Origin of the sequence: Flavobacterium sp. ARAG 55.4, from assembly GCF_051846875.1 — a bacterium.
Classification (GTDB): domain Bacteria; phylum Bacteroidota; class Bacteroidia; order Flavobacteriales; family Flavobacteriaceae; genus Flavobacterium; species Flavobacterium plantiphilum.
Genome location: NZ_JBPYCT010000004.1, coordinates 179292 through 191516, shown reverse-complemented (window position 1 = coordinate 191516; position 12225 = coordinate 179292). Strand labels below are relative to the sequence as shown.

The following is a 12225-nucleotide window of genomic DNA, read 5'->3' as shown; positions in this document are numbered from 1 at the left end:
ATTATAATTTTTGATTGATTTTAAAGATAAATGCGGAAGCGGTTTCATATTTTCCGCCTTGCGAAGCGGTAAACAGATAAGTAGGTTTTCCGTTTTGAAATAAGAGTTGTGGTCTTTCGACTCTGCCGTATCGGTTTAAATGTTTTGGAGCCGGGGGTTGGTTGATATATTTACTGAGCTCCTGATAACCTATTAAAGGTTCTGACCAGTGTTTTCCATCTTTGGATTCCATATACAAACCTTTGTCCATTCCAAAAACTCCCATGTCGCGGGCAATCATTTTGAATTTGCAGTTTTCATACCATACATAGGCATCTTCGCATTGCTGATTATTGCCCATATTGTGAAAATCAACCACAGGATTTCCTGTGTATTTTGTATAAGGTCCCTGTAGTGATTTGGCTGTAGCCAAACCATATTTTCGGTTTCCTTTGATTTCAAATTTGGGATGTACATAACCTTCGGTGTCCAGAGATTTATAATACAACCAATATTCTCCATTATGTTTTATGAAACAAGGATTAGTAGTTAATAAATCGTCCCATTCTCCTTCTTTTCCCGGTAATAGTAAAGGTTCGTCCGGTCTTGTCCATGGTCCGTACAAAGAATCTGCGGTGGCCAGACCAATGCGTTTGGTATTCATTTTCCCATTAGAATTCCCTAAAAAGAATAAAGCATATTTTCCATCTACAAAGTGAATACTCGGATTGTGGCAAGTGGTCGCATCCCAATAGCCAGTTCCTCTTGGCGAAAGCACTGTACTCACATATTCATAAGGACCTTCGGGTTTATCAGCGACAGCATGGGCAATTTCAGAACTGCTGATCCAGCCTCCCATACCTTTGGCTTTAGGCCAACGGGAAAAAAACACATGAATTTTTCCGTCAGGACCTTCTATCGGGCTGTTGCACCACACATAGTAATCTTCAAATTCTAAGGCACGCCCCACAGGAGTTAAGCTTTTGGCAAAATCAGAAAGTTTGGGTTCTTTCTCCATAGTTAAAAAATCATGAGCATGCACAGGTAGAAAGGCTGCTAATGAAGCCAACAAAGTGGTGCCTAAAAATTCTTTTCTATTCATACTTAGTCTCTGTTTAATGTTAAACTCATAATTCCAATAATGACTTCATTGGCAATGGCTTTAATTTCTATGTTTTTGAGTGTCTTATTTTTGTTCAGCGGTATATCAATAATTGTTCCGGCTCCGCCTTCTACACCAAAATCACTGAATCCTTTTATCGATTTGAAATCTGTAAAATCGCGTGTAATATTTCCTGATTTTAAATATACTCGGGGCGGTTTTTGCGCATTGGTTGTGAATGCATAACCATCTGTATAATAATCCTGCTCAATAGGCCACCAGTTTTCCGGATTTTTTAAATCTAATGTTTCACTGCTTCCATCGCTGTAAGTTACTACAATTTTTCCATTAGTAAATTGGCTTTGCATGTGGTTGGTACTTCCTGCCATCATTAAATACGCCTGAGATGCTTTTCCCGAAAGGGGAATAGAAAGCGTATTAGGGAAATTATCCCATTGCGATACAAAAGCAATGTTTTTATCCGTAGAAGGCGTTGCAAATGGAATTCCTTGCGGACTGATAATCTGGTTGTTTGTGCCTGCTTTAGCTCTTAAGCCAGAGTCGTCAATAATTGGTTTTATAAAAGGGTAACACCAGTTCCCGATTCCCTGTGTTGGGATTTGAAGACTTGGCGATTGTGCTCTTGGACTCATGTATTTGTTCTCGAAAATATTCGTGATTTTATCATTAAAAAAAGCATCAAGTTTTACAGCTTCCCATTTTGTTTTACTATTACTGCTAATATCCCAATTGGTAAAATTCAAATTGGTTTTAGTTCCATCTTCAAAATTCATTTCCACTTGATTGGTTCCCGAAACCAATTGGTCTAAAGGAATTTCGATGTTGTTTTCTGAGCTAGCAACTAAATTAAATTTCGTTTTATTTGTTTTTTGATTCGAGATAAGGAAACCGGTCAAAGTCTTCGTTGAATTGTTTTTGATGTTAACGATAGCATTTTCTCCTTTTATCACACTCGAAACCATCTCAAGATTAGACTTGATATTGATATCAATGGCTTGCCACCAGATCATATCTTTTTGTTTTAATTTGACAAAGAATGATTTGTTACCAAGAGTATTGGCAATTGCAGTAATTTCATTGTTGTTTACAACGGCATTTTTAAGAGCGTTTTGAGGATCTTTTAGCTCTAAAATTGTTGCCTTAGCGGTTGTGATTTTTATGTTTTCGCCTTCGCAAATGGCCGCAGGATTTTCAAGTTGTTCCAGTGAAGAATCACTCCAGGAAATTTCTATTTGGTACAAATCAGCATAAGCGCTTTCGATACTGATTTTTGGACTACCCACAGCACCATCAATTAGTTTCCAGGATACTTCTTTTCCGTTAACAGTCGCCTTGCTAATGGTTGAATGAGTAGCATTAACCACTAATTGCAAGTTCATTTTGGTTGGAAAATGCGGTGTGATTTTATAAATATCAGTATTGCTTTTTCTCTCGAAAGCAAAGATAACATCGGGAATTTCCAGAGCAGCATGATTCCAGGATTTTGGTAATCCCGGTTGGATAGTTAAGGTGTTTTTAAGCGCATCAGGCTGAATTCCGAATAAACCTTCTACTAATGTTCTTCCTGCCATTCCAACAGGATCGGCAAAATCACGGTACAATTCGCCACGGATAGCATCCTGAAATAACAATTGCTCAAATCCGCCCGGACAAGCGCCCAGATACATACTTTCGATTAAGCCGCTTTCCCACAGTTGGTATGCTTTTTCCGATTGTCCACCTTGCCAGTACGCCAGCGCTGTGTGTAGAATTTCAGCAAGTGCCACGTTATTCACAGACCAGGTATACGGTTGCCAGTTTGTAGTGGAAATTAACTCCAGATTGTCTTTGTCTAAACCTTCGGCAGCAACCGGAATATGAGGGATTTCATTATCCACAAAACGCAATGTCTGGTACGCCTGAAAAGGATTGGCAATTTCACTGTCTAATGCATGATAAACCGTCCAGATTCCTGGTGTATCATGTGTCAATTGGTTGCCTAAAAGATCTTTGTATTCTGCAAAAATACCTTTGTTATTTTTCCATAATTTTTCCTGAATAGCCTGATGAATGTGAGCCGCTTCTTTGGCATAAGAAGAACCGTCTTCACCCACAATTCGAGCTAAATCAGCAGCTATTTTATTGGCATAATAATTATATGCTGAAGTATAAGTGACTCCGCCGCCGCTGTAGCCCAATCCGTCACTTGCCCAGATGGCTGCATAGGCATCATACAATCCATCGCCATCTACATCATAATTTCTTTTTTCCCAAGCCAGATGTCTTTTGATAACAGGCCACATTTTTTTTAGAAAATCAATATCTCCCGTCCATTTAAAGTGACGCACTAACTGGTCAATAAAAACCAAATTCATATCATAATGGTGCGCAACATCATTTCTGTTTGGGTGGCGGCTAATATAACCACTACTAAACATTGAAGTGCCTATTTTTTCCAGTTGGCGGGCATAATTTCTAACAGTATCTGGAACAACCGGACCTGTTTCAGGAGTTACTACCTGCGAATTTCCATAGCTTTCAAAATGTGTTTTAGCCCGGTCATGCCAGCCTAAAGGATCAGCAACATACGCCCCACGCCACGCATTTAAGTGCATACGCCAGGCTATTGCTCCGTGTAAATACGCCGGATTTTCCCAAATAGCATCGGCAGCCATAGCTAATGCTCCACCCAAGGTATTGATGTAAGGGTCAGGAGTACTAACTTTTATTCGGTTAGCCATTTGCTCGCTTTGAGCAATGGCTTTTTTAAATTTTTGGACTATTGATTTTTGAGTTGTATTATCAATTTTTGCGGTATTTTCAAATAACCAGTAATCTCCTTCTTTAGAAAATTGATTCAATTGTCCAATAATCATGGGAACAGAATCTACTTTTGAAGTATAATTTTCTAAAGGTGTTTTTAAGAAATTAGCACTGCTTAAACGGACTTTTGAATTTGGGAAAACAGCACTTAAAACCTGAGTGTTTTCAGTTATTTTTTTACTGCTTTCAGAGCCGTAATTAAGTGTGAAACTGTTTTTGTTAATTTGATATTGATTGTTGATACAGTATCCGGGCTGTAAATAAAACACAGATTCCGGATCACCGCCAATGTCTCCGTTTCTGGAAAATTTTTTGCCGCTGGCACCCCCATAAGCCCAAAAAAGTACGCTGTTTTTAGGAACTGTATTTCCATTTACTTTAATGATATATCCTTCACTATCAACAAGGGCGACAATTTGAATATTTAAAGTTCCGTTGCCCAGTAAGGCATCCGTGATCTGGTATTCAACAGTTCCTGGGGTGTATTTTGTATTTATTTTATCGGCTTCGGTAATCCATTTGCTGTTTTTTCCATTGGTAATCCCTAGTTTTAAATTACCTCCCATACCGGGCATGTAAGTAGCAAACTCAGGTAAATCGCCAGCTTCGACTCTAAAAGCAGTATTGTTTCCGTATAAAGCCCGATTAAATTTACGGGTTCCATTTTTCAGAATGAAACTTTTACCCTCGGGAGCATAATGGATTTTTCGATTTTCTCCATGCCATACATCCTGGCTTTGTGCCGTTATATTTGGCACAGCAAAAGAGAAACAAATCAGAGAAATGGATATTTTAAATTTCATTATAGAATTATTTTTTTGCCACGAATTACTTCATCTATTCGCTATCGGTCGGTTTACGGATTTTATTTTAATTGGTGAAATACAAATGATTTTTGATGGTAAACCTTATTACTTAAATTAGTGAATTTGTGGTTTTATTTTTATTTGTTTACAGATTTTGAAAAATCTACATTTTTAGAATTCTCAATTTTTAAAACAGAATTGTCCAACGCATTGATAGTGACATTGTCTAAATTCCAATTGCTGCTGTATTTAATACTTCCGGCTGTTTCGGCTGTAATATGTACCTCTTTAAGAGTTACATTTTCTACAATGGATTCCTCTAATCCTGCTACCGAAATGGCTTTTTTAGCTCCTTTGATGTCTATGTTTTTCAAATGAATGTTTCTGAAAGTTGGAGTGCCTTTAGATTCCGGTTCGACCTTAGTCAGCATTTTTTTCCAATGTGGAGGTAAAGTTTCTTCGGTGTAGCCGTCAGGAAGCTTAGAATAGCTGTAAGCCGGATTCCAGTTCATCGAAATGGTGATAAAAGTACCTACACTTTCCATTTTTATATTTTCCATATAAATATCTTCTACAGTACCTCCGCGGTTAGTAGCTGACTTTATATTCAGTCCGTTTTTTGTACCGTAGCCCTGAATATTGGAAACATAGACATGACGAATACTTCCTGAAGTTTCACTGCCCAAAGTGAATAAACCGGCACCCTTACGGGCAATACAGTCACGTATCACCACATATTCAGTAGGACGATTGACTCTTAATCCGTCCCAGTCGCGACCTGCTTTTAAACAAAAATTATCATCATTACAGTCAATATCACAATTTTGTACTAATATCCATTTTGACGAATCAATATCTATACCATCGGTGCTTGGTCCGTGTCCGCCAATATTGTTTCTTATTTTGACACCGTCAACAGTTATGTATTCTGAATACAATACCTGAACGGTCCAGAAACCGGCTCTTTGAACATTTAAATCTTTAAGAAATACGTTTTTAGAATTGGTTATAAGGATTGTTCTGGGACGCTTGGCATCATAATCCACAATCCATCTCAGGTCTTTGGCTTCATATTCTTTGCGTAAATTCCAGTAATAATCCCAATATACTTTACCCTGACCATCTATTGTTCCTTGTCCGTCCAGAGTGATATTTTTCTGGTCTAAAACATTGATTAAAGCTGCAGGCCATTTCATTTCTATTCCGGCAACACGAGTGTCAATTTCAGGGTAATCGGCAATGTTTTCGCTGCCCAGAATTGTAACGCCTTCCGGAACATTAAAATGGACCCCTTCTTTGATAAATAATGATCCTGTCAGGTAATTTCCAGGTTTGAAAGTAAGGGTTCCGCCGCCATTTTTACTGCATTCGTCTATGGCTTTTTGAATGTTTTGAGTAGTTAATGTTTTACCATCATTAACCGCTCCGTAATCATTTGCATAATAAATCTTGGAACTGAATTTATTTTCTTTTGCACCCACTTTGTTAATCCAGTCCGGTTTAAAATCTGCGGACTGACTGTTGGTTTGCGCCGTTGGTTTGCATGAAAAAAGCAAAAATAACAGTGTACTTAAAATGATGTGGTATTGTTTCATTACAATTGATTTTATTTTCGAAAATCTTTATTTTATATTGAAATTGTATCCTGCACTTGCCTGATTTTAAGTTGAAATAGTATAAATTGATAAAATGGAGATAGTTTTGGATAATATAGGTTTTTATTTTCTGGTGATTGCCTGATTTTTATCTGGTTTATTTGGGATTTATTCAATGCCCAGATTGACATCTTTCGCATCTTTACTAAATTGAACTTCTAAATCCTGCTTTAATTTATCGGTAATATTTGCATGCATTTGTATTAGATTTTCTTTTTCTTCAGGATCGTCTTCGATATTAAAAAGTTCGAAAACAGTTGGCGTATTTTTATGTCTTGTCCGAATTAATTTCCAGGGTTTTTCGGTAATACTTTCCTGTAAATGACCGCGAATGTAGATGGACTGATTCGGGACAGCTTCATTAGATACTATAGAATTCCAGATGTTTTTTCCTTCTACAGTTGCTGGAATTGATTTGGCTCCGGCCAAAGACAAAATAGTAGGCATTAAATCAGTAACCGAAATATAATTTCTGTTTAAAGAAGGATTGACTTTGTTTTTCCAATATACAATGGCTGGTACTCTAATTGCTCCTTCGTAATTTGTAGTCTTCCAGTCCCGCAAAGGATAATTGCTGCCCAAAACATCGTTGGGTCCATGTTTTCCTTTGTATTGGTTTCCCGGATTCCATTTGTCCATAGCGCCATTGTCGCTCATGAAAATGACAACCGTGTTTTTATCTAAATGTTGTTGTTTTAAGACTTTTAAAATTTGCCCGATGCTATAATCTAAATGTGCCATGGCAGCAGCATAGTCTCTTCGGGAATTGTTTTCGATGGTTTTCAGATACGGTTTTTTCCATTTGTCTTCTTCCTGCAAAGGGAAATGCGGAGCGCTGTAACTCAGTTGAATGTAAAAATTTTTAGAAGGATCTCTTTTGGTTTTAAGCCAGGAAATGGCTTCGTTTTCAACTAAGTCAGTAACATGTCCTTTTTCGGTGATGAATTCACCATTTCGATGCCAGCTAGGATCTCCGTTTTTGTATTCGTGTGAATATTGATCAATTTGTCCGTGTAAGAAACCATAAGAATAATCAAAACCGTAGGCTTTAGGACCACTGGAAGGTTTTAGACCTAAATGCCATTTTCCAAACAAAGCAGTCTGATAATTTTGTTGGTGTAAAGCTTGTGGTAATGTGGTAACATCATCAGGAAGAGCCAATTCACTTTTATCACTTATAGGAGCTACAATTCCCATGCGGCTTGATGGTCTTCCTGTAAAAAAACTCGCTCTGGATGGGGAGCAGGTAGGTGCAGCATACAAACGGTTGAGTTGCGCACCATTTTTGGCCAGCCAATCGATATTAGGGGTTTTTATTTCGGAACCATTATAACTTACATCATTCCAGCCGGCATCATCAGCAACAATAACTACAAAATTAGGTGTAGCAGGAGAATTGTTTTTTTCTTTTTTTGGTTGACCAAAAGATAAAAAGCAAGTTGATAATGCTAGTATGCTGTTGATAATGAGTATGTTCATGAATTCTATGTTTAAAAAATTATATGATTGTACGCTAAGCGGACTAAATAAAAAATAGCCCACGGATAATACTGATTGTACAGATGAAAACGGATTTTTTAAGCTTTTTCCAAATCATAATCAGCAATACTCCGTTTTATCTGTTTCATCTGTGTGCTGTTCTTAAGGATTGTTATAAGAAACAGCTAGTTATAAAAGAATTATTTGCGGGTTTTTAATTGTAAAGAACTGTCGTTGATTTCAAATTCATTGTTTTTAAGCATTATAATAATTTCTGAACCCGCTAAAATTACCGGTCCATAACCGTGGGCCGCAAATACATTGATTGGTCGGTAGTAGTAAAAAGCAGGGTCAAATCCCATTCCGGTTCCTACACAAGTACCTTCAACCTGTCCTTTGTCATTTACTTTTGTGGCAACGGCATTCCAGGCTAATAATGCTGCCGGAGCATAAGCGGCTTTGTCAATATAGCCTCTGTTAATGGCTCTTGTGATGGAATAGGCGTAAATCGCAGTTGCCGAAGTCTCTAAATAAGTGTCATTGCGGTCAATTAACTGATGCCAGAAACCGGTTCCGTCCTGATAAGCAACCAGTCCTTTGATATGTGCTCTTAATTGGTTTAAAACCATATTGTATCCCGGATGGTCTTTTGGTAATACTTCTAATAATTCGACCAAAGTCATTACTGCCCAGCCATTGGCACGTGCCCAATGAAACTGAGGATGCTCTTCCATTGATTGTACCCAGCCATGCATGTACAAGTTTTTCTCGCTGTTGTACATTCTGTCTGAGAATTGTTTTATCTGTTTTACGGCATCATCATAATATTTTACCTCGCCTGTTAATTTACCCATTTGTGCCAAAGCAGGTACCGACATAAACAAATCGTCCAGCCATAAAGTATTAGGCTGAGGTCTGTTCCTGGCTAAAGTCCCATCAGTAAGACGAAATTCCTTAGTACTGATGTAGTCCATAAAATGATTTATTAATGGACGTAAATCAGTTTTTAAGCCGGCTCTTTGCGCTTTAATCATTGAGGCCGTAACAGCACCGCCATCATCCAGGGCATGGGGTGTTAAAAAGCCGTGAATTGGAGAAGGAAATTTACTGTTTTTAGCAATCTCTTTTTTGTAATATGGAGCAATGTCAGCAATTAGTTTTAAACGTTTGTTAGTGTAATCGGCATATTTTTGATCTCCTGTGGCTTCAGTCGCCAAAAGCATTCCTGCATAAGTTACCCCCCATTCATAACTCGTGAGTCTAAAAGTTCCCGGTGCAAATATGGTGTTTTCATCGAGTTTTTTTAAGTCATTAACTTCTTGTTTTGTTTTACGATCTATTAATCCGGCAGGAGTTGTCTGATCTAAAAAAGCGTATATTTTATCAATAGTAGCTTTGATTTCCTGTATTGATTTTGTTCCGTAAGGAGTTGGATAATCTGGCTGTAAAAGATGTAATGGTGCGGTAACATCATTAGCGGGTTGCTGTGCAGTTGCCAGTGTTGGGATTGCCATTAAGGCTGCTGCTACGCTTATTTTAATTCCGTTTGTTAATAGTTTGGTTTTCATCGTGCTTCATTTTGGTGGTTAGTTAGATTTGCAGTCATTATTTTACGGCTACATCCCATACCTTTGACAGCTGAGAAGTACCTTTTGGACCTTGAATTTTTAAAATTACAACATATTTGCCAGCTTCCTGATATTGATGAGTCGGATTTTGTTCAGTTGAACTGCTTCCATCACCAAAATCCCAATTCCAGGAGTTGATTTCACCTTCTGATTCATCAAAGAAAGCGACTTCTCGTTTATTTGTATTCAATACTTTAAAAGACCATTTTGATTCCATTTCCTTTTTAAATTGTTTTTCCAGAGGCATTAGTTTAAAAGGCAGGCTATAGGAGGCATTACCATACATTTTGTGCTCTTTGGAAAGATTCCAGAAACCATTATTTTCGGTTTTATTTACATCATCATAGTCGATTATTGCCCAGCAAAGACCGATGTTTTTATTTTCTGTTAAGATAGATTCTACTGCCCTGGACGGATCATTTCCGGCATAATCAAAAGGAGTAATCCAGAATTCTAAAGTTAATTTTCCGCTTTCTCCGGGTTTAAAATCATAATGATAAGATGCATTAGCATAAGGTAAATTTTTGATCCATGGCTGACTTCCCCAGACCATAGTCCAGTCTTTTTCCAGAGCAGGAGTAAAAATATGGTAATTTTGAGCATGAACACCATGATAGGAAAAATAGGCGTCCATTGTATTTGTTAGCGTAGGGTTGGGATGAAAACGGTCAATAAAAGGACCTCCGGACTGATCTGCATCTACAATCAATTCAAAGGTGTCGTTGTGTAATCCCGGAAGAGAAAAATCCCAATAATCATCATAAGCTTCATAGAGAAAATACAAGCGGTTGAGTCCTTTTACCCAGCCTACTTTTACACTTACCTCCAGATTTTTTGGGTTGGCTTTGGACTGTTTTCCGCTGTCATCCCACAATTGGTTCATCCCAACGTTATAATTTTCAGGGACAATTTCCCAATCATCACTATTTCCGTCAACCACGGGTATTTTATTAGCAGGAAACTGAAAAATCTGAAAACTTCTGTTGTCTTGTGATTTTGCATGAATGCCTGACAATAAAAACAGGATAGATATTATAATCTGTTTTATATTTAAGCTAATACATAAAGTTTTGATTTTCATTACTCTCTTTTCTTTAATAATTCAAAAGCCCTAGCATAAATGATAGGGCTTAAAACTAAAAACTCACACTAAAACTAAACTAAAAACTAAATTATAATTTTCCAAAACGGATGAAATTTCTTTTTTTTACAAATACTTGCGAGTAATAAATGAGCTGAATACAATTGTTTTTTGAATAAGCCAATTATTAATACCTCAATATTAATCTTTTAATCTTGTATGAGAATCCTGTACTATCCTGTTTTTGAGTAATAAAAAAGAGTATATAAAAAACACCCTACAGCAAGATATTCTTATGCTGTAGGGTGTTTTAAAAAAAAAAGGGAAAAATATTTAATTAAAATTAAATGTACTGATTGATAATGTTTTCAAAAAGCTCTTGTTTTCCGCTTTTTAAATCCAATTCTCCGTTTTCTAAAGCAATTTTATATAAATCGTTTAGGTCTAATTTTCCGTTCTCAAAATCTTTTCCTTTTCCGGAATCAAAAGAACTGTATCTTTCTGTTCTTAATTTGTCATAAGGAGAAGAAGTGATGATTTTATCAGCAGTTAGTAATGCTCTTGCAAAAGTATCTGCGCCACCAATATGAGCTAAGAAAACATCTTCTAAATCAGTTGAATTTCTTCTGATTTTTGCATCAAAATTAACTCCGCCACCTTGTAATCCTCCTGCTTTTAAGAAAACCAACATTGCTTCTGTAGTTTCCTGAATGTTATTTGGGAATTGGTCTGTATCCCATCCGTTTTGGTAATCACCACGGTTTGCATCTAAACTTCCAAGCATTCCTGCATTAGCTGCAACTTCAATTTCGTGTTGGAATGTATGTTGTGCTAATGTTGCATGGTTTACTTCGATATTGATTTTGAAATCTTTCTCTAAGCCATATTTATGTAAAAATCCTATTGCCGTAGCTGAATCAAAATCATATTGATGTTTCATTGGTTCCATTGGCTTTGGCTCAATAAAGAAGTTCCCTTTAAAACCCTGAGCACGAGCATAATCTCTGGCTTTTATTAAAAATTGTCCCATGTGGTCTAATTCGCGTCCCATATCAGTATTTAGCAAAGACATATAACCTTCACGTCCTCCCCAGAATACATAGTTTTCTCCATCTAAAGCAATAGTAGCATCCAAAGCTAATTTTACCTGACCACCAGCTCTGGCTAATACATTAAAATCAGGATTGGTAGCAGCTCCGTTCATGTAACGGGGATTTGAAAAACAGTTAGCTGTTCCCCAAAGCAATTTGATACCTGATTCAGCTTTCTTCTGTTTCAAATATTCGGTAATAGTCGCTAATCTGCTTTCAGATTCTGCTAAAGTTGCTCCTTCGGCAATCAAATCGTAATCGTGGAAACAGAAATAATCAAATCCCATTTTACTAATAAATTCAAAAGCAGCATCTGCTTTGTCTTTAGCAGCCTGGATTGGATCGTAAGACTGATCCCAAGGAAAATTTTGAGTTCCCGGACCAAATGGATCAGAACCTTGTCCGCAGAAAGTATGCCAGTACGCTATTGCAAATTTAAAATGCTCACGCATGGTTTTTCCAGCTACAACCTGATCCGGATTGTAATATTTGAAAGCTAACGGATTATCCGATTCTTTTCCTTCAAATTTAATTTCGCCAATGCCTTTAAAGTATTCTTTGTTACCTATAATTGCCATTTT

General features: G+C 37.2%; 7 protein-coding genes. All 7 read right to left on the bottom strand.

The features are described 5' to 3' along the window. Window position 1: 1 nt before the first annotated feature. Window positions 2-1081 carry a glycoside hydrolase family protein gene (locus tag ACSV4D_RS06535; RefSeq protein WP_439227578.1) on the bottom strand — a complete coding sequence of 360 codons (1080 nt, stop codon included), beginning with the start codon at window positions 1079-1081 and terminating at the stop codon, window positions 2-4. Between the two features lie 2 nt (window positions 1082-1083). Next, on the bottom strand, window positions 1084-4707 hold the full coding sequence (locus ACSV4D_RS06530) for a DUF4450 domain-containing protein (protein WP_439227577.1): 3624 nt from the start codon (window positions 4705-4707) through the stop codon (window positions 1084-1086). A gap of 140 nt (window positions 4708-4847) precedes the next feature. Then, the gene (locus ACSV4D_RS06525) at window positions 4848-6305 is read right to left on the bottom strand and encodes a glycoside hydrolase family 28 protein (RefSeq protein ID WP_439227576.1); all 1458 of its coding nucleotides are present in this window, start codon (window positions 6303-6305) and stop codon (window positions 4848-4850) included. Window positions 6306-6473: 168 nt separating this feature from the next. Continuing rightward, window positions 6474-7844, bottom strand: a complete 1371-nt coding sequence (locus tag ACSV4D_RS06520; RefSeq protein WP_439227575.1) for a sulfatase family protein — start codon at window positions 7842-7844, stop codon at window positions 6474-6476. Window positions 7845-8044: 200 nt separating this feature from the next. Next, window positions 8045-9412, bottom strand: a complete 1368-nt coding sequence (locus tag ACSV4D_RS06515) for a glycoside hydrolase family 88/105 protein (protein WP_439227574.1) — start codon at window positions 9410-9412, stop codon at window positions 8045-8047. 37 nt (window positions 9413-9449) lie between these two features. Continuing rightward, complete coding sequence (locus ACSV4D_RS06510) at window positions 9450-10553, bottom strand: PKD domain-containing protein (RefSeq protein ID WP_439227573.1); 1104 nt, start codon at window positions 10551-10553, stop codon at window positions 9450-9452. A 343-nt stretch (window positions 10554-10896) separates the two neighbouring features. Continuing rightward, window positions 10897-12222, bottom strand: coding sequence for a xylose isomerase (xylA, locus tag ACSV4D_RS06505; protein WP_439227572.1), 1326 nt, complete (start codon window positions 12220-12222; stop codon window positions 10897-10899). Window positions 12223-12225: the final 3 nt, after the last annotated feature.

Coding starts and splice junctions, on each gene's coding strand:
- ACSV4D_RS06535 (WP_439227578.1), bottom strand. CDS start 1,081: ATGAATAGAAAAGAATTTTTAGGCACCACTTTGTTGGCTTCATTAGCA.
- ACSV4D_RS06530 (WP_439227577.1), bottom strand. CDS start 4,707: ATGAAATTTAAAATATCCATTTCTCTGATTTGTTTCTCTTTTGCTGTG.
- ACSV4D_RS06525 (WP_439227576.1), bottom strand. CDS start 6,305: ATGAAACAATACCACATCATTTTAAGTACACTGTTATTTTTGCTTTTT.
- ACSV4D_RS06520 (WP_439227575.1), bottom strand. CDS start 7,844: ATGAACATACTCATTATCAACAGCATACTAGCATTATCAACTTGCTTT.
- ACSV4D_RS06515 (WP_439227574.1), bottom strand. CDS start 9,412: ATGAAAACCAAACTATTAACAAACGGAATTAAAATAAGCGTAGCAGCA.
- ACSV4D_RS06510 (WP_439227573.1), bottom strand. CDS start 10,553: ATGAAAATCAAAACTTTATGTATTAGCTTAAATATAAAACAGATTATA.
- xylA (WP_439227572.1), bottom strand. CDS start 12,222: ATGGCAATTATAGGTAACAAAGAATACTTTAAAGGCATTGGCGAAATT.